Raw genomic sequence first — 18,650 nt, 5'->3', positions numbered from 1 at the left:
TGCCGGGAGCTACTTGCCGTAGTAGGCGTTGTAGATCGAGATCGTCGCCTTGTTGCCCTTCTTGTCGGCGACCTTGCCGTGGAAGGAGATCCCCTTGCCCTTGCCGGGGTTCTTCACGGTGATCTTCCCGTTCCTGACGTCGAGCTTCTTCCAGGTCTGCCCGTAGTCGTACGACACGTAGACGTGCAGCGACTTCAGGTTGCGCCCGGCGGCGGCGCCGACGACGGTGACCGGGAAGGTGACCTTCCTGCCGGCCTCGGCCCGGCTGTCCAGCCCGGTCTTCGCGCCGAACCGCACGGTGGAGGCCGGGAGGGCCGCCTGGTCACCGGACGGCTTCTTGGAACGGAACGTCCAGCTCGCGTCGATCCGGGTGGAGGCGGCGGCGACCTTGACGCTCCGCTTCACCGAGGTCGTCAGCCGGTACTCGGCGTCCGCCGCGGGCACCTTGAACGACTCCCCGAGCAGCGGATCGGCGTTGGTGCCGATCCTGGTGCCGTTGCGGTAGAGGTTCGTGGTGACCGAGGTGACGTCGGACGACCCGGCGTGCTTGTTGGCGTCGGCGAACAGCGGCAGGAAGCCGTAGATCTCGTTGCCGGCGCGGAACAGGCCGTATTCCTTGTTGATGTGCGGGCCGAAGACGGCGGTGTTGAACGTCTTCGTGTAGCTCTTGTTTGCCTTGAAGGTCTGCGGGTCGCCGAGTGTGTAGAAGGCGTCGATGATCGGGAGGCCGTCGGCGTCCGTGCCGGAGTGCTGCTCCATGTCGAACGTCCACTGGATCCTGTCGGACGTCGACACGTACAGCGTCCGGGTGCCGGGCAGCTTCTGCTCGACCGGCGTCGCGATCACGACGTCGTCGGGGAGGAAGCCGACGGGCAGCAGCGCGCCGGTCTTGTTCGGCGCGGCGGCGCCGAGCCCGGTGGACACCTTGGCGAGTTCGCCCGCCGTGAAGTGGCGGACCTTGTGCCCCTGGATCTTCTTCACCTTCGCCGAGGTGGCGACGTCGTACTCGGTGGCCGCGCCCTTGGTGTACTGGGCGTTCCAGGTCTGCGTCAGACCGCTCGCGATCTCCGGGCCGAGGTGGGCCATGCGCAGGTCGGCGAAGGAGCCGGCGCCGGCGGCGATGCCGATGCCCGCCGTGTCGTACCAGTAGCTGGAGGCGGCGAAGACCGGCTTGGCCCGCGGGTCGGGCACGGTGATGTCGGCGGACTTCGTGGTGCGCGCGTCGATGGTCAGGGTGGTGTTCCGGGTGACGTTCAGCTTGGGCTGGACCACCCAGTCGAGGCCGCCCTCCACGGTCACCAGGTCCTTGGCGATCCAGGCGTCCATCAGGTAAGTGCCCTTGGGTACGCGCAGCTTGACCGTGCCGGAGGCGGCCGTGGGCACCTGGTAGTAGCGCTCGTTCGCCAGACCGGAGTAGCCGATCAGGGCCGTGTTGTACTCGGGCGCGGGCTTGCCGTCGCGGCCGATGTGCTTGACGGTGACGTCGTACGACTCCACCTCGCGCTGGACCGCGGCGGCCGTACGGACGCTCTGCCCGCCGCCCGTCGCCGTCACGTACGCGGAGTAGGCGCCGTCCAGGGTGCCGCCGAGCCGGGTGTCGACGGTGAAGCCGACCGTGGCCCTGCCGCCCGCCGGGACCGTGACCTGGGTCGCGCCGAGCTTGAAGAAGCCGGCCGGGGCCGCGTGGCCCTTGGGGTCGGTGGACTTCACGGCGAGCTGGAGCGTGACGTCCTTCGTGCCGAGGTTGCGGTACGTCAGCTTCCGGGCGTCCGGCTTGTCGTCGGTGTGCGGCCACTGCTGGGTGCCGAAGCTCACCGACACCGGGTCGGCGATCACGTTCTGCTTGATGGCCTTGTCGACCTGGACGCGGCCCGCGCCCTGCTCGAACGGCGTGTACGCGCCGCCCTTCGCGGAACCGGTCAGCGCGCCCTTCAGCTCGGCGTACGTCCAGTCCGGGTGCTGCTGCTTGAGGATCGCCGCCGCGCCCGCGACGTGCGGGGTCGCCATCGAGGTGCCCTCGATGGTCACATAGCCGGGCGGGTTCTCCCCGACCTCCTGCGCGATGGCGCTGCCCTTGGCGGAGGCGGCCGTGATGTCCACGCCGGGCGCGGTCACGTCCGGCTTGACCGCCCCGTCGCCGGCCCGGGGGCCGGTGCTGGACCAGGGGGCGAGGGCGTCCTTGTCGTCGACGGCGCCGACGGTGAGGGCGGCGTCCGCGCTGCCGGGCGAACCGACGGACTCGGGGCCCGCGTTGCCCGCCGCGATGGTGAACAGCACGCCCTTCTCGGCGGACAGCTTGTTCACCGCCGCCTCCAGCGGGTCCACCTCGGGGGTGTCGGTGCCGCCCAGGCTCATGTTGACGATCTGGGCGCCCTGGTCGGCGGCCCACTCCATGCCGGCGAGGATGCTGGAGTCGTCGCCGTAGCCGTCGTCGTCGAGGACCTTGCCGTTGAGGATGCCGGCGCCGGGCGCGACGCCCTTGTACTTCCCGCCGGACTTGGCGCCGGTGCCCGCCGCGATGGACGCGACATGGGTGCCGTGCCCGACCTTGTCGGTGGTGTCGGGGGCCGGGCTGAAGTTCTTGGCGGCGACCACCTGGCCCTTGAGGTCCGGGTGGGTCGCGTCGACCCCGGTGTCCAGGACGGCGATCTTGACGCCCTTGCCGTCGTAGCCGGCCGCCCACGCCTTGGGGGCGCCGATCTGCGCGACGGACTTGTCGAGGCTGGCCCTGCGGACGCCGTCGAGCCAGACGTGCGCGATACCCGAGGCGGTGCGGTCGCCGTCGGTGAGGGCGTCCCACAGACCGGGGGCGCCCTGGTCGGTGGCCTGCACGGCGTCCGCGTTGAGGGACTTCAGGGTGCGCCGCAGGGTGCCCGCGTCGCGGACGTCCGCCTTGGCGCCGGCGGCGGTCCCCCGGTAGCCGACGATGACCTTCGGGCCCTTGGCGCCGGCGGCGCCGGTGTGCGCCCTCGTCAGCTCGGTGACGTCGAACAGGCGCCGGTCGAGCGTGCCGTCGGCGACCAGCCCGGCCGCGTCGGCCGGTATCACGAGGGTGTGCCCGTGGATCCTGCGTATCTGGACGGGTATGTGGCCGCGCCCCTTCGCCCGCTCCAGGCCGACGACCCGGCCCTTGGCGTCGACCGCGACCCGGTCGCCCGTGATCAGGGTGACGCGGTGCGGGGACGGGGTGGAGGCGGCACCCGGGGGGCGCTGCTCGGGCCGGGCGGACGCGGGTCCGGTCGTTCCCGCGATGAGGGCGAGGGCGGCCGCCGAGGAGACGGCGGCCGCGCATGCTCGTCTGACGTGTCTGCGCAAGTTTCCCCCTTGCAGAAGAACCGGGTGAGTTCCCGGCTCACCCGTCCGGGGGTGGTCTCGTACGCATGCGCGTCGCCCCCCGGAGCACGCAGTATGCCGAGGGGTTGTCTCACGCCTCAAGGGAACGGGGGGAGTTGGCCGGCGTACCGGACGACTGTTACGTGACCGGCCGAACTCCGTTACGCAGTCGCGGGGTCAGGCCTTGGCGTTCTCCTTGACAGTGATGCGTCCCTTGCGGATGGTCGCCACGCGCGGGGCCTTCCGGGCGATCGCCGAGTCATGGGTGACCATGATGAACGTCAGCCCCAGCTCCTGCCACAGGCGTTCGAGCACCTCCATGATCTCGTCGCGCGTCGACTCGTCGAGATTTCCGGTGGGTTCGTCGGCGAGGAGCACCTTGGGCCGTTTCACGAGGGCGCGGGCGACGGCCACCCGCTGCTGCTGCCCGCCGGACATCTCGGACGGCAGATGGGCCAGCCGCTCGCCGAGCCCCACGGAGTCCAGCGCCTCGGCGGCCCGCTCCCGCCGCTCGCGGGCCTTCAGGCCGAGCGGGACCAGCGCGGTCTCGACGTTCTCCTGGGCGGTGAGGGTGGGGATGAGGTTGAAGGACTGGAAGACGAAGCCGATGTTCTCGCTGCGGACCCGGGTCAGCCGGGCCTCGGGCAGCCCCGCCAGATCGGTGCCGTCGAGGACGACCTCGCCGGAGGTCGGCCGGTCGAGGCCGCCGAGCATCTGCAGCAGCGTGGACTTGCCGCCGCCGGTGGGGCCCTGGATGACGAGCCGGTCGCCGTCGGGGACGGTGAGGTCGATCCCGTCGAGGGCGAGGACGGTGTCCTTGCCGCGGGTGTAGCGCTTGGTGACGTTCCTGAGTTCGTACATGGTGGCTCCTGGGTCGGGTTCGGGGTGGTGCGGGTCGTTCCCGTCCGCTACTCGACGCGGCGCAGGGCGTCCGCGGGGCGCAGGCGCGAGGCCCGCCAGCCGCCGAACGCGCCCGCGACCAGGCCGCCCGCCACCGCGAGGCCGACCGCCAGGCCCACCGTGGTGAGGCTGACCGGCGCGGTCAGGGCGACGTCGAGCGTCCGGGCCGCGCTCTCCCGTCCGGGGCCGCCGAAGCCGCCCATGCCGGGTCCGCCCGTGCCGCCGGGGCCGCCGGGGCCGCCGCCGAGCTCCGCCTGGAGCGTCGGGCTGATCGCGGTCACCGCGTAGGCGCCGGCGAGGCCCACCGCGATGCCCAGGACGCCGCCGAGCAGCCCGTTGACGACCGCCTCGCCGACGACCTGCCGGGTCACCCGGCCCGACTTCCAGCCGAGCGCCTTGAGGGTGCCGAACTCCCGCACCCGGCGCGAGACCGCCGAGGAGGTCAGCAGCCCGGCCACCAGGAACGCGGCCACGAGCACCACGACGGACAGCCAGGTGCCGACGCGGGTGGCGAGCGAGGACGCCGTCGACAGGGAGCCGGACACCGTGTCCGCGAGGTCGGCGGAGGTCGTCACCGTCGTACCGGAGACGTTCTTCTGGATGGCCGACTTCACGGAGTCGATGCGCTGGGAGTCGGTGGCCCGCACATAGATGGTGGTCACCTTGTCCTTGGCGTCGGCGAGCGTCTGCGCCCGCTTCAGCGGCATGTACAGGTTGGCGGCCGCGTCCCCGCTGTCGGGGGTGGCGATGCCGATCACCTTGAACTTGGTGCCCTTGACCGTGACGGTGGAGCCGGTCTTGAGCTTCTTCTCCTTGGCGTAGGAGGTGTCGGCGATCACGACCTTGGCGTCGGTCTCCGTCGCCTTGAACGTACGGCCGCTGGTGATCTTCGAGGTGGTCAGCGGGCCGAGGCCGGTCCGGGTGACGTCGGCGCCGTAGACGGAGTAGCTGTTGACGTCGAAGTCGGCGCCACCGCCGCGCACTTCGCCTCCCGGCTGCCCGGTGCCGCCCTGTCCGGGAGGCCCGCCGTTCCCGTCCTGCTGGAACCGGCCGCGGGTGAACTCGCCGCTGACCTTGAGGACTTGCAGGCTGAGCCCGCCGACCGCGTCGGAGACGCCGTCCTGTTCGCCGACCTCGCCGACGGTGGAGGCGGGCAGTGTCTGGAAGCCCTGGACCATGACGCGGTCGCTGGACTGCTCCTCCCCGGAGTCGTCGTCCCGGGCGTCGAAGCGGAAGCGGGGGCGCTCGGACGCGCTCGGCGCGGGCTCGGCGGCCTTGGTGACGGTCATGTCCGTGCCCAGGCCGTACAGGGACTCCAGGACCTTGTCCTGGGCCTTGCTCATGCCGGAGGACACCGAGGTGACCACGATGACCAGCGCGATGCCCAGCGCGAGCCCGGAGGCGATGACGAGGGCCGCCTTTCGGCGGCGGCGCAGCTCGCGCCTCAGGTAGGTGAAGAACATGCGCCGCAAGCTATGAGCGGCGCCTGATGAAGCGATAAGGCCGCGATAAGAGACGGATGAGAAGGCCCCCACGGCCCGTCCGGCACCCCGCACGCCCTCGCGCACGGCCCCCGGAAACGCCGATGCCGCCCCTGGGGGCGGCATCGGGTCGTGCGGGGACGGGGGTGGCTCAGACGGCGGAGCCGGCCTTCCACTGGGCCCAGTCGAGGTTCCAGCCGTTGAGGCCGTTGTCCGGGGCGATGGTCTTGTCGCCGGTGTTCTGGACGACGACGACGTCACCGACGATGGAGTTGTTGAAGAACCAGTAGCCGGCGGTGCCCTTGTCGTTGGCGCCCTTCGTGTCGGACAGGCCGACGCAGCCGTGGCTGGTGTTCACGCTGCCGAAGATCGACTTGGCGCCCCAGTAGTTGCCGTGGATGAAGGTGCCGGAGGTCGACAGGCGGATGGCGTGCGGCACGTCCTTGATGTCGTACTCGCCCTTGCCGTCGTCGTCGGTGAAGCCCACGGTCGCGCCGTTCATGCGCGTCTCCTTGAACTTCTCCGACATCACCATGACGCCTTCGTACGTCTTGTTGTCCGGGGAGCCGGCCGAGATCGGGATGGTCTTGATGACCTTGCCGTCCTGCGTGACGCGCATCTGCTTGGTCTTGGCGTCGACGTAGGAGACCTGGTTGCGGCCGATCGTGAAGTTGACCGTCTTCTGCTGGACGCCGTAGACGCCGTCGGCGCCCTCGACGCCGTCCAGGGCCATCTTCAGGGTGACCGTGGAGCCTTCCTTCCAGTAGTCCTGGGGGCGGCAGTCCATGCGCTTGTCGTTGAACCAGTGGCAGACGACTTCCTGACCGCTGGTGGAGTTGACGGAGACGGCCTTCTGCACGGCGGCCTTGTTGGTGATCGCCTTGTCGAAGTTGATCGAGACGGGCATCCCGACGCCGACGGTGGAGCCGTCCTCCGGCGTGAAGTAGCCGAGGAAGCTGTTGGCCGGGGAGACGGTGGTGAAGGAGCCGTTCTCGTGGGCCGCGAGGCCCTTGGCGTCCTCCGCGGTCACCTGGATCTTGTACGTGGTCGAGCGCTTCAGCGGGCCGCTGGGCTTCCAGCTCGTCTTGTCCGCGGATATCTGACCCTCGACGGCGGCGCCGTCGGCGGTCGTCATCTTCACCTCCGTGAGCGAGCCCTTGCTCACGGTGACGGCCGCGGAGTTGTTGATGGAGGCGTTGTCGGTGCCGTCCTTCGGCGTGATCTTGATCTGCGCCTCGGAGGTCTTCTTGGCGGCGGCCTCGTCGACCTTGGCCTGCGAGGTGTCGCCGCCACCGCCGGAGGCGTCGTCGTCGCCGCCCGAGCAGGCCGAGAGCACCAGGACACCGCCGAGCAGAGCGGACGCGGCCGCCAGGCCCTTGCGCCGCTTGCTTTTCGTCATCACACGCTTCTCCATCGTTCCCGAATCCCCATACGCCCGAGAGTCCCCGTCAAGGATCTTCAACGCTACGACCGGTCCGTCCCGTTCCACATCCCTGTCATGTGTGGGCCACACCACCTCGGCCGTGGCCGGTGGTGCTGATCGCGGTGCGCGCGCCCCATGAGACGACGGAACCCCGGGCGGCGGTTGCCGTCCGGGGTCACGAATTCCCCAAGACGCCTCAGCCGGCCCGCGTGGGCTCTTCGTCGTCGAAGTCCTCCTCGCCATCATCCTCGCCGAGGTCCCACTCGGGCGAATCCGGGTCGTAGTCGATCGACTCGGTCGACCAGGAGGCCTGGGTGAGCTCGATCCCCGGCACCTCACTGACCAGGTCGAACGGATCCACGAGATAGGCCAGCGCCTCCGCAGTGTCTTCCGTCACAGCGGTCTCGGCGTGGGCCCGCTCCTCCTCGGGCAGACCGCCCTCGGCGGCCTCGCCCTCGATGCGCCCCAGCGCGGCCTCCCGCACGGCACCCTCGTCGTCCACCTCCACGACGAGCTCCAGACGAAGACGTACAAAACGCGTGTTTTCCGGTGTACTCATACCCGGAGCGTACGGCTCATTTCTCCCGTGACTTTCCCGTGACCCGCGACTTTCACTACCATCGGCCCACACGGCCAATTCGCCGCTAGCGCAAGGGGATCGATATTCCGTGTCCGCCGCTCACCGATCGTCGTCCACCGCACGCCGATCGCTGCTGACCGCCACCGCCGCGGGAGCCCTGCTGGGCGCCCTGTGGTTCGTACCCTCCGCGAACGCCACGGGCGGGGAACCGGCGAGAACGGAACCCACGGCGACCCCCTCCGTCCAGGTCACCCAGCAGGCGCGCGCGGCCTCCACCAGCACCGACGGCACCGACGGGGCCGCGCAGGGCACCCGGCTCGCCGATACCGGAAGCTTCGACACCACCCCGTACATCGTGGGCGGAACCGCCTTCCTCGCGCTCGGCGCGGGATTCGTCGCCTACTCGGTGCGCCGCGAACATCTGGGTTTCTAAAAGATCTTGACGATTCTTTGACCCGGCCTTCATAGTCCGATCATGAAGAGATCATCGGGCGTGCGTGCAGCCGCCACGGTTGCCGTGAGCGCGCTGTCGCTCGCCCTTGTCACGGGCTGCGGTGGGGGGTCTGACGACGCGTCGAACGCGTCGGACGGACAGGCCGCGAAGACAGAGACGAAGGCCGCGAAGGCGCTCAGCGCCGCGGAATTGAAGAAGGCGATCATCGCCGACGGCGATGTCGAGGGCTACAAGGTGGACGCCTCCGCCAAGCAACTGCCGAAGTCCAAGGACCAGGTCAAGAGCGCCGACGAGAAGTGCGCGCCCATCGCCTACGCCATGGGGGGCATGGCGCCGGGCGACTCGGCCTCGACCGCGGCCGTCATGGTCCAGCAGGACAAGCAGAAGCCCACCGACAACGCCTCCAAGTCCCTGGAGGACCTGACGGAGGGTGAGATCGAGGACTCGCTCACCGACGCGATGAGCCTGGACATGACCGTCGTCGGCCTGTCCTCGTACGACGGTGACGGTGCCGAGCAGACCTTCAAGTCCGTGTCGGACGCGGTGGAGGGCTGCGCGGGCGGCTTCACCCTGACCATCCAGGGCACGGACCAGAAGCTCACCAAACTCACCTCCGAGAAGGCGTCCGGCGCGGGCGACGAGTCGGTCGCCTTCGCGGTGTCGAGCGACGCCGAGGGCGGTGACGTCGCCACGACCCACGTCGAGGTGGTGCGGCACGGTGCGACGATCGCGACGTACTACACGATGAACATCGGCCTGATGATCTCGGACAAGACGTACAGCGTCCCCGCCGCCGTCATAGAGGCGCAGGCGGCCAAGCTGAAGTAACCCTGTACGCCCACACGTCGAGGGGCCCTGTCGCGCGCGGCAGGGCCCCTCTCGCCGTCACGGGGACGGCCGGTGTCTCACTGGAGCGGGCCGGTGACCTTCTCCGCGGCCGCGACCAGCTGCCCGGTGCGCACGAAGGCGTCCGCCGCTTCGAGGTCGGGGGCGAGGAACCGGTCGGGCCCGGCGCCCTGGACGCCCGCCGCCCGCACGGCGCCGATGACCTCGCGGGAGGCCGGCGCCGGGGTGAGCCCGTCGCGCAGCTCTATCGCACGCGTGGCCGCGTACAGCTCGACGGCGAGCACACGCGCGAGGTTGCCGACGGCGGTGCGCAGCTTGCGGGCCGCCGACCAGCCCATCGAGACGTGGTCCTCCTGCATGGCGGACGACGGGATGGAGTCCACCGAGGCGGGTACGGCCAGCCGCTTCATCTCGCTGACCAGGGCGGCCTGCGTGTACTGGGCGATCATCAGGCCCGAGTCGACACCGGCGTCGTCGGCGAGGAACGGCGGCAGCCCGTGGCTGCGGTTCTTGTCGAGCAGCCGGTCGGTGCGGCGCTCGGCGATGGACGCGAGGTCGGCGGCGGCGATCGCGAGGAAGTCGAGCACGTAGGCGACGGGCGCCCCGTGGAAGTTGCCGTTGGACTCCACGCGCCCGTCGGGCAGGACGACGGGGTTGTCGACGGCGGAGGCGAGTTCGCGCTCGGCGACCAGCCGGGCGTGCGCGAGCGTGTCCCGTCCGGCGCCGGCGACCTGCGGGGCGCAGCGCACGGAGTAGGCGTCCTGGACGCGGGGCGCGTCGTCCTGGTGGTGCCCGGTGAGCTCCGAACCCTTCAGCACGGCGGCCATGTTGGCGGCGGAGGCGCCCTGCCCGGGGTGCGGGCGGATGGCGTGCAGCTCGGGCGCCAGCACCCGGTCGGTGCCGAGGAGGGCCTCCAGCGACAGGGCGGCGGTGACGTCGGCGGACTTGTAGAGGGTGTCGAGGTCGGCGAGGGCCATGACCAGCATGCCGAGCATGCCGTCGGTGCCGTTGAGGAGGGCGAGGCCCTCCTTCTCGCGCAGTTCGACGGGCTCGATGCCGTGCGCGGCGAGCAGGTCGCGGGCGGGCCGTACGACGCCGTCGGGGCCCTCGGCGTCGCCCTCGCCCATCAGTGTGAGGGCGCAGTGCGACAGCGGGGCGAGGTCGCCGGAGCAGCCGAGGGAGCCGTACTCGTGGACGACGGGGGTGATCCCGGCGTTGAGGACGTCTGCCATGGTCTGCGCGACCTCCGGCCGTACGCCCGTGTGGCCCGAGCAGACGGTCTTCAGGCGCAGGAACATCAGCGCCCGCACGACCTCCCGCTCCACGCGGGGGCCCATGCCCGCGGCGTGCGAGCGGACGATGTTGCGCTGCAGCTGGGCGCGCAGCTCCGGGCTGATGTGCCGGGTCGCGAGGGCGCCGAAGCCGGTGGAGACGCCGTAGACGGGCTCGGGCTTGGCCGCCAGCGCGTCCACGATCTCGCGCGCGGCGGCGAGGGCCGCGAGCGCCTGCGACGACAGCTCGACGCGGGCTCCGCCGCGTGCCACGGCGAGGACGTCGGACGCGGTGACCCCGGACGTCCCCACCACCACAGTGTGCATATCCATATTCAGGAGCGTACGCAGTGAAGACGAAGATGTCACTACTGGGTGGCCGCTCCACCCCTTACCGCTCCCCCTCGCCGGGCGGCCCCGGTCACGGCACCCGCCCGCGGAACCGCCGCCGCTCCACGGCACCCTCCCCCGAGGGCTCGGCGTCGGCGAGCCGTACCACCGGATCGTCCGGCCCCTCGCGCCCCGCGACGACGGGCCGCTCGGCCCGCACCGCCTTGGCACGGTACTGGGCGGCGTCCGCGAGCCGGAACAGCCGCCGCGCGCTGCGCACCTGGCCGATCGGGTCCTCGGTGGACGCGACCCCGCACGCCACACCCTCACCCAGCTCCAACTCGGCCGCGCGACGGCAGAGTTGGTCGGCGGCCTTCACCACGTCGTCCGCCGGGGAGCCGACGGCCAGCAGACAGAACTCGTCCCCGCCGAGGCGGGCGGCGAGCGCGCCCGGCAGCATGGCACCGCACAGCGACAGCACCGACCCGAACCGTTCCAGCAGCCGGTCGCCGACGGCGTGGCCCTGGGTGTCGTTGACCCGCTTGAGCCCGTTCAGGTCGCACACGACGAGCGAGACGACGACCCCGTCCACGCGATGCCGCTCCACGGCCTCCTCCAGCCGGACGTCGACGGCCCGGCGGTTGGCCAGCCCGGTGAGGGAGTCGGTGAACGCCAGCCGCCGGGCCTCCTCCAGCCGCTCGGTCTGCGCGAGCCCGGCGGCCACCACCGAGGCCAGCACGGTCGCGAAGTCGGCGTCGCCGCGCTCGAAGACGGGCACTCCGGCGGGGCGCGCCACATACAGCTCGCCCCACGCCCGCCCGTGCAGCACGATCGGCGCGACCACACAGCAGCCCCGGCCGCGCCGGCGCAGCGCGGCGACCCGCTGATGGCAGTAGCCGGGGTCGCCCGCGGCGGGCCCCTCGGCGGTCTCCACCCACGCGTCGGGCTCGCCGCCGGCCGCCCACCGCTCGTGCAGGAACTCGGTGATCTCCGGGAACTGGTGGACGGGATACGTCTCCTCGGCGGGGAACTCCTCCTCGCCCCGGGTGCGGTCCCCCACGTTCACGAGGACGCGCAGCCGCCCGAGCTCCCGCTCCCACACCGACAGCGCGGCGAAACTCCCCGCCAGCGCCCGGCACGCCCCGAGTGCCGCCGCCCGCCAGGACTCGCGCGGGGTGTGCGCCGCCGCCATCCCCTGGGCCAACGCGACCACGGCCGCGAGCCGTCTGTCCTCACCCATCACCCCAGGCTAGGGAGCTTTGCCCTTCTTTGGGACATTGGTGTGGCGAACGGGGCGCTCAGCGGTCCGTCGACGCGCCCGTCACTCGCCCGTCACTCGCCCGGCCACTGGGGCTTGCGCTTCTCGTTGAAGGCGGCCACGCCCTCCGCGCGGTCCCCCGAGAACGCCACCGACCGCCAGGCCGCGTCCTCGACCTCCAGCCCGGCCCGCAGATCCATCCCGAAGCCCAGGCGCAGCGCCTTCTTCGCGGCCCGCAGCCCCACCGGCGAGTTGGCGGCCATCCGGGCGCCCAGCGCCAGCGCCTCCTCGCGGTCGCGGCCCTCCTCGACGAGCACGTCGACCAGGCCCAGCTCACGGGCCTCCGGGGCCTCGACCCGGCGCGCGGTGAAGATCAGCTCGGCCGCGCGGGCGGCCCCGACCCGGCGCGGCAGCAACTGCGTGCCGCCGCCCCCGGGGATCACGCCGACCGACACCTCGGGCAGGCCCACCACGGCCGTCGGGTCGGCCACGATCACGTCGCAGGAGAGCGCCAGCTCGAAGCCGCCGCCCAGCGCGAAGCCGTGCACGGCCGCGACCGTCGGCACGGGCAGCTCCAGCACGCCCGTGTACGCGCCGCGCGCCACCGGGCGCTGCCGCACCAGGTCGGCGTCGCTGAAGGAGTTGCGCTCCTTCAGGTCCGCCCCGACGCAGAACGCGCGCTCGTGCGTGGAGGTGACCACCACGACCCGTACGTCACGGTCGGCGCCCAGCGCGGCGCAGGCCCCCGCGATCGACCGGGCCATCTCCGTCGAGACGGCGTTCATGGCCTTGGGCCGGTCGAGGGCCAGCTCCGCGACATGCCCGTCCCCGTGCCGCCGCACCAGGACGAACTCCCCGAACCGCTCCTCACTCATGACACCCTCCGGTTAACGCGGGTTAACAACACTCGCCCCGATCATCGCAGCCCCGCCCCTCCGGGGAAAGGCCCACCACGCACGGGTCCGCACCAGGTCCCGACACCCGTTCGAGTGACATCCCGCCCAAGTCCCGCGCCACCCCTCACAGCACCGCATAACGTGCCCGACACCACGGCGCCTCGGGGGCACAGGCGCGTGGGGGAGGGGTCGCGATGGGCAACACGACGGACAGACCGAAGGACCGGGCACCGGGCCGGATACCGGGGTCGCACGACGGGGAAGCGGGCAGCCCGCACCCGTCCCACGCCACGACCTACGGAACGGGCTCCCCCCGAACCACCCCGGACACCACCCCACCGGGCACCCCGAAGCCGGTCCCCCTGGCGAGGAGGGCACGCCCTTCGGACACGGCGGCTCCGGTCGGCGAGGCCACGGCACAGAACCCGACCGAATCCAAGCCGTCGGGAGCGCCAGAAGGCACGGCCACGACGACTCCGAGTCCGCCCCGGCCGACGCCCCCTGCCGCACCCGGCCGGCCTCCACGGCCCGCCAAGACCACGGCACCGACGCCGACGCGAGCCCAATGGCCGGCCGCAGCCAAGCCGTCGCAGCCGCCCGAGGACACGACCGCCACACCCGAGCGGCCCCGGCCCTCGAAGCCGGTCGCTGCCGGGCCCAGCCAGGAGCGGCCCCGCGCCAAGACTCCGGGACGATCCACAACCGAGGCCCGGCCCTCGCGGGCGCCTGGACACACGGGCACGACACCCGGGCCGCTCCAGCCCACGACGCCATCCGGTGCCGCTGCGGCCGAGCCCGGCCAGAACCCGCGGCCCGCCAACACCACGCCACCGACGCCGACCCCGGCCCCTGCGCGAGGCCAGGGGCCGGCCGCAGCCAAGCCGTCGCAGCCGCCCGAGGACACGACCGCCACACCCGAGCGGCCCCGGCCCTCGAAGCCGGTCGCTGCCGGGCCCAGCCAGGAGCGGCCCCCGGCCAAGACACCGGGTCGCTCCGCAGCAGCCGCCACGTCTCCCCGGCCTTCCAAGACACCCGCCACCGAACCCGCCGGACCGAACCGGGAGCGGCCGTCGGCCGGGACACCGGCTGGCTCCACCGCCGTAGCCATGGCACAGGGTCTGTCCGCAGCCGACGCCAAGCCCTCCCAGTCGCCCGAGGACACGACCGCCACAGCCGAGCCGCCCCGGCCCCCGAAACCGGCCCCTACTGCGGCCAACCGGAAGCAGCCCCCGACCGAGGCGCCCCAGCCGGCCGCCGCCGCAGCCGCCGCCGACGCGCAGCACCCCGCCACCACCGCCGACACCACCGCCGACACCCCTGACGAAGCCGACACGGACGCATACCCCCGGTTCTTCGGCCGTCGGGGGCGGCACCGGCGGCGGCCCCGGCGTGCGGCCCTGCTCGCGGCCGGGGGGCTGGCGCTGGCCGCCGGGGCGTTGAGTCTGGTGCGGCTGGCGCCCGAGACCGGGATTCCGGGGCTGGGGCCGGCGGACCCGACCGACGCGCCGGAGCTTGCCATCGGCGCCGGCGAGCCCGGCACGGACCGCTCCACGGAGGCCGCCGCCACGCTCGCCCCGTCGGCCCGTGCACACCCAAGCCCGTCCGCCACCTCCGCCATGGGCGGCCTGGGCACCACGCCCACCGCCGGCTCGATCCTCGTGCCCACCGCTACCGCTACCGCTGGCGCGACGGCAGGCGCGAGCGAGACGCGGTCCCCCGCGCCCGGCGCGACAGGTGACGCCCCGCCTCCTCAGGCCCCGCCCGCCGCCCAGGAGCCGTCCCGGCCCGCACCCACGACGCCGCAGCATCCCCCGGCGCCCGGCCGCCCCACCCCCTCTCCGACACCGACACCGGCTCCGCAACCGTCGGAGCCCGACGACCGCGGCGTCTGTGTGCCGGTCATCGGGCTCTGCATCGATCTGTTCGGTTCCAGCGGTGGGCGCTGAAGGGGGGTCGAGGAAGAGGCGCTCACTCCTCCCCGGGAGGCGTCCTCCGGGTCAGCAGCCACGGCTCGACGACCCCGAGGCCACGCACGGGGCGCTGCCACATCGGCTGGAGGGCGAACCGGTACGCCGGGGGCTCCTCGCCCTCCTTCTCGGCGGTGGCGGCCGCCTCCGCCGCCTCGGCCTCCGAGGCGGGGGCCTCGCCGGTCCGGATCAGCTCCTCCGCGAACGCGCTGTCCACGAGGACGGCGTCGCGGGGGGCTATGGAGGTCAGCCGGGAGGCGAGGTTCACGGTCGTGCCGAAGACATCGCCCATCCGGGTGGTCACGGTGCCGAAGGCGATGCCGACCCGCAGTTCGGGCATCGTCTCGTCGTGGGCCATCGTCTCGATGAGCCGCAGCGCGATCTCGGCGGCGACGCCCGCGTCGTCGGCGGCGTACAGCACCTCGTCGCCGAGCGTCTTGATCAGCCGTCCGCCGTTCGCGGCGACCAGGTCGGCCGCCGTGGTCTCGAAGGCCTCGACGAGCTCGCCGAGTTCCTCCTCCTCCATCCGGCGGGTCAGCCGCGTGAACCCGACGAGGTCGGCGAAGCCCACGGCCAGCCGCCGGTCGACCATCTCCTCGTCGTCGGCGGCCTGCACGACCCGGCCGGTCGCGGCGGCCAGCTGGCGCCGCCAGACATAGACGAGGAACTCCTCCAGTTCGGGCAGCAGCAGCTCGACCAGCGGATACGTGACCTCGGTACGGGTCATGCCGGGTTCCGGCGGCTCGGTCAGGCCCTCCAGGAAGGAGTCGATCTGCCACTCCGCGAGCCGGGCCGTGGTCTGCCCGGTGGACCGGGCCACCTGCACGGCCATGGCCTCGCTGAGCAGCCCCGCCTCGACCAGACCGGCCAGGCGCCGCAGCGCCAGCACGTCGGCCTCGGTGAGCGCCTTGGCCTGCCCGATGTCGGCGAAGCCCATGGCCCGCCAGAAGCGGGAGGCCAGTTCCATGGAGACCCCGGCGCTGCGGGCCGCCTGGAACGGGGTGTAGCGCCGCTCGGCGCCGAGGATGAGCTGTTCCAGGCGCAGGGCGAGGGGGTCCTCGCCCGGTTCGGCGGCGTGGGGGTCCACGCGGCCGTCCCCGCCGGAGCCCGTGTCGTCGACGGTCACGCCTGCTGCCCTTCCGATCTGCCGCGGTCGAGTAAGCGACCGGCCTTCACTTTACGGCAGGTGTGCGCCAGCTCACTCCGTCGGGGAAAGCCGGTCCTGCCGTACCGCCGCTGGTGGGGTACCCGGGCGGTCGTGTTCCGATCCGGCGCGCGCCGGCCCGTCCCGGCTTCCGCTTGGCGCCCGGGGCGCCCCGTGCGCCCGTACGGCCGCCGTCACGCCCGGCGCAGATGCACGATGTCGCCGGCGCCCACCGGCTCCTGCACGCCCTCCCCGGTCGCGATCACGAGCCGTCCGTCGCCGTCGAGCGCGACGGCCTCCCCGGTGATCGCCCGGTCGCCCGGCAGTTCGGCCCGTACCTGCTTCCCCAACGTCGCACACCCGGCCGCGTACGTCTCCTGGAGTCCGCTGGCCACCGGGTCGCCGTTCGCGGCCCGCCACCGCCCGTACCACTCCTCCAGGGACCGCAGCACGGCCCGCAGCAGGGGGTCCCGGTCGGTGCTGACGGCGCCCGCGAGCGCGAGCGAGCCCGCCTGGGGCACCGGGAGCTCGTCCGCGCGCAGGGTCACGTTGATGCCGACGCCGATGACCACGCCGTCGTCACCGGCCCGCTCGGCCAGGATGCCGCCGGCCTTGCGTTCCTCGCCGCCGACGGTCAGCAGCAGGTCGTTGGGCCACTTGAGTGCCGTGTCCACGCCCGCCGCGCGCGACAGCCCGGTGGCCACGGCGACGCCGGTGAGCAGCGGCAGCCACCCCCAGCGGGTCACCGGCACCCCGGCCGGGTTCAGCAGGACGGAGAAGAACAGCCCGGAGCGGGCCGGTGCCGTCCAGTCCCGGTCGAGGCGGCCCTTGCCGGCCGTCTGCTCCTCGGCGACGAGGACCGCGCCCTCGCCGGCCTCGCCCTTGGTGGCCAGCTCCACCAGGTCGGTGTTGGTGGAGCCGGTGCGCGCCACGATCCGCACGTCGCGCCAGAGTCCGCCCTCGCGGACGAGTCCCCGGCGCAGCGCGGCGGCGTTGAGCGGCGGACGGTCCAGGTCCGACCAACGGCTGTCGTCTGATGCATCTCGCGGCGTCATGCAAGCCACCCTAGGTGTGTGAAACGCCGCACTGCTGATCCCGAGACCCGCCACTACTCTACGGATGAGTAACCGTCCCCCCTTTTGAGCAGGCAGGGAGCCGCGATCCCGATGTCCGAGCCGGAAGAGCAGATCGACATCCACACCACCGCGGGCAAGCTCGCGGATCTCCAGCGCCGCATCGAGGAAGCGACGCACGCCGGCTCCGCACGTGCCGTCGAGAAGCAGCACGCCAAGGGCAAGCTGACGGCCCGTGAGCGCATCGAACTCCTCCTCGACGAGGGGTCGTTCGTCGAGCTCGACGAGTTCGCCCGGCACCGCTCGACCAACTTCGGGCTGGAGAGGAACCGCCCGTACGGCGACGGAGTCGTCACCGGCTACGGCACGGTCGACGGGCGTCCGGTGGCCGTGTTCTCGCAGGACTTCACCGTCTTCGGCGGCGCGCTCGGCGAGGTCTACGGCCAGAAGATCGTCAAGGTCATGGACTTCGCGCTGAAGACGGGCTGCCCGGTCATCGGCATCAACGACTCGGGCGGCGCCCGTATCCAGGAGGGTGTGGCCTCACTGGGCGCGTACGGCGAGATCTTCCGCCGCAACACGCACGCCTCGGGTGTCATCCCGCAGATCAGCCTGGTCGTCGGCCCGTGCGCGGGCGGCGCGGTCTACTCCCCGGCGATCACCGACTTCACGGTGATGGTCGACCAGACCTCGCACATGTTCATCACCGGCCCGGACGTCATCAAGACGGTCACCGGTGAGGACGTCGGCTTCGAGGAGCTGGGCGGCGCCCGCACCCACAACTCGGCGTCCGGCGTGGCCCATCACATGGCGGGCGACGAGAAGGACGCCATCGAGTACGTCAAGCAGCTGCTGTCGTACCTGCCGTCCAACAACCTGTCCGAGCCTCCGGCGTTCCCGGAGGAGGCTGACCTCGCGGTCACGGACGAGGACCGCGAGCTGGACACGATCGTGCCGGACAGCGCGAACCAGCCGTACGACATGCACGCGGTGATCGAGCACGTCCTGGACGACGGCGAGTTCTTCGAGACGCAGGCGCTGTTCGCCCCGAACATCGTCACGGGCTTCGGCCGGGTCGAGGGCCGTCCCGTCGGGATCGTCGCCAACCAGCCGATGCAGTTCGCGGGCTGCCTGGACATCGCCGCCTCGGAGAAGGCCGCGCGGTTCGTGCGCACCTGCGACGCCTTCAACGTGCCGGTGCTGACCTTCGTCGACGTGCCGGGCTTCCTGCCGGGCGTGGACCAGGAGCACGACGGCATCATCCGCCGCGGCGCCAAGCTGATCTACGCGTACGCCGAGGCGACCGTCCCGCTGATCACGGTCATCACCCGCAAGGCGTTCGGCGGCGCCTACGACGTCATGGGTTCCAAGCACCTGGGCGCCGACCTCAACCTGGCGTGGCCGACGGCCCAGATCGCCGTGATGGGCGCGCAGGGCGCGGTCAACATCCTGCACCGCCGCACGATCGCCGAGTCGGACGACCCGGAGGCGACCCGCGCGCGGCTGATGCGGGAGTACGAGGACACCCTGCTCAACCCGTACGTCGCGGCCGAACGCGGGTACGTCGACGCGGTGATCATGCCGTCCGACACCCGTCTGCACATCGTGCGCGGTCTGCGTCAGCTCCGGACGAAGCGGGAATCCCTGCCTCCGAAGAAGCACGGCAACATCCCCCTCTAGTCCCGCTGGGAGCC

General features: G+C 72.2%; 14 protein-coding genes. 4 read left to right on the top strand and 10 right to left on the bottom strand.

Annotated features, from left to right (window positions below; translation table 11 throughout):
• Window positions 1-9 precede the first annotated feature (9 nt).
• From F8R89_RS22265 to F8R89_RS22245, 5 genes are all read right to left on the bottom strand, one after another.
• Window positions 10-3,315 carry a S8 family peptidase gene (locus F8R89_RS22265; protein ID WP_151785587.1) on the bottom strand — a complete coding sequence of 1,102 codons (3,306 nt, stop codon included), beginning with the start codon at window positions 3,313-3,315 and terminating at the stop codon, window positions 10-12.
• A 195-nt stretch (window positions 3,316-3,510) separates the two neighbouring features.
• Window positions 3,511-4,194, bottom strand: a complete 684-nt coding sequence (locus tag F8R89_RS22260; RefSeq protein WP_151785586.1) for an ABC transporter ATP-binding protein — start codon at window positions 4,192-4,194, stop codon at window positions 3,511-3,513.
• Window positions 4,195-4,241: 47 nt separating this feature from the next.
• Window positions 4,242-5,696 carry an ABC transporter permease gene (locus tag F8R89_RS22255; RefSeq protein ID WP_151785585.1) on the bottom strand — a complete coding sequence of 485 codons (1,455 nt, stop codon included), beginning with the start codon at window positions 5,694-5,696 and terminating at the stop codon, window positions 4,242-4,244.
• A 169-nt stretch (window positions 5,697-5,865) separates the two neighbouring features.
• Window positions 5,866-7,113: a L,D-transpeptidase gene (locus tag F8R89_RS22250; protein ID WP_151785584.1), complete on the bottom strand. Its 1,248-nt coding sequence runs from the start codon at window positions 7,111-7,113 to the stop codon at window positions 5,866-5,868.
• 220 nt (window positions 7,114-7,333) lie between these two features.
• Window positions 7,334-7,696 (bottom strand): hypothetical protein, encoded by a 363-nt coding sequence (locus F8R89_RS22245; protein WP_151785583.1) that lies wholly within the window; start codon window positions 7,694-7,696, stop codon window positions 7,334-7,336.
• A gap of 109 nt (window positions 7,697-7,805) precedes the next feature.
• On the opposite strand from F8R89_RS22245, the gene F8R89_RS22240 reads away from it, so the two are divergent.
• Window positions 7,806-8,150, top strand: a complete 345-nt coding sequence (locus tag F8R89_RS22240; RefSeq protein WP_151785582.1) for a hypothetical protein — start codon at window positions 7,806-7,808, stop codon at window positions 8,148-8,150.
• 42 nt (window positions 8,151-8,192) lie between these two features.
• Complete coding sequence (locus F8R89_RS22235) at window positions 8,193-8,999, top strand: hypothetical protein (protein WP_192806192.1); 807 nt, start codon at window positions 8,193-8,195, stop codon at window positions 8,997-8,999.
• A gap of 77 nt (window positions 9,000-9,076) precedes the next feature.
• Here the strand turns inward: F8R89_RS22235 and hutH are convergent, their stop codons facing one another.
• From hutH to F8R89_RS22220, 3 genes are all read right to left on the bottom strand, one after another.
• Entirely contained in the window at window positions 9,077-10,615 is a 1,539-nt protein-coding gene (gene hutH, locus F8R89_RS22230) for a histidine ammonia-lyase (RefSeq protein WP_151788243.1), read from the bottom strand.
• Between the two features lie 94 nt (window positions 10,616-10,709).
• Window positions 10,710-11,858 (bottom strand): sensor domain-containing diguanylate cyclase, encoded by a 1,149-nt coding sequence (locus F8R89_RS22225; RefSeq protein ID WP_151785581.1) that lies wholly within the window; start codon window positions 11,856-11,858, stop codon window positions 10,710-10,712.
• A 92-nt stretch (window positions 11,859-11,950) separates the two neighbouring features.
• On the bottom strand, window positions 11,951-12,751 hold the full coding sequence (locus F8R89_RS22220; protein ID WP_151785580.1) for an enoyl-CoA hydratase/isomerase family protein: 801 nt from the start codon (window positions 12,749-12,751) through the stop codon (window positions 11,951-11,953).
• 1,127 nt (window positions 12,752-13,878) lie between these two features.
• On the opposite strand from F8R89_RS22220, the gene F8R89_RS22215 reads away from it, so the two are divergent.
• Entirely contained in the window at window positions 13,879-14,718 is an 840-nt protein-coding gene (locus F8R89_RS22215) for a hypothetical protein (protein ID WP_225994461.1), read from the top strand.
• Window positions 14,719-14,740: 22 nt separating this feature from the next.
• Here the strand turns inward: F8R89_RS22215 and F8R89_RS22210 are convergent, their stop codons facing one another.
• Together F8R89_RS22210 and F8R89_RS22205 are read right to left on the bottom strand one after the other, a co-directional pair.
• Complete coding sequence (locus F8R89_RS22210) at window positions 14,741-15,865, bottom strand: adenylate/guanylate cyclase domain-containing protein (RefSeq protein ID WP_151785579.1); 1,125 nt, start codon at window positions 15,863-15,865, stop codon at window positions 14,741-14,743.
• Between the two features lie 212 nt (window positions 15,866-16,077).
• Window positions 16,078-16,938: a biotin--[acetyl-CoA-carboxylase] ligase gene (locus tag F8R89_RS22205; RefSeq protein ID WP_151785578.1), complete on the bottom strand. Its 861-nt coding sequence runs from the start codon at window positions 16,936-16,938 to the stop codon at window positions 16,078-16,080.
• Between the two features lie 111 nt (window positions 16,939-17,049).
• Between F8R89_RS22205 and F8R89_RS22200 the strand changes: the two genes are divergently transcribed.
• Window positions 17,050-18,636 carry an acyl-CoA carboxylase subunit beta gene (locus F8R89_RS22200; protein ID WP_151785577.1) on the top strand — a complete coding sequence of 529 codons (1,587 nt, stop codon included), beginning with the start codon at window positions 17,050-17,052 and terminating at the stop codon, window positions 18,634-18,636.
• Window positions 18,637-18,650 lie beyond the last annotated feature (14 nt).

The sequence above is a fragment of the Streptomyces sp. SS1-1 genome, assembly GCF_008973465.1.
GTDB lineage: Bacteria > Actinomycetota > Actinomycetes > Streptomycetales > Streptomycetaceae > Streptomyces.
This window is presented reverse-complemented; position numbering and strand designations above follow the sequence as displayed.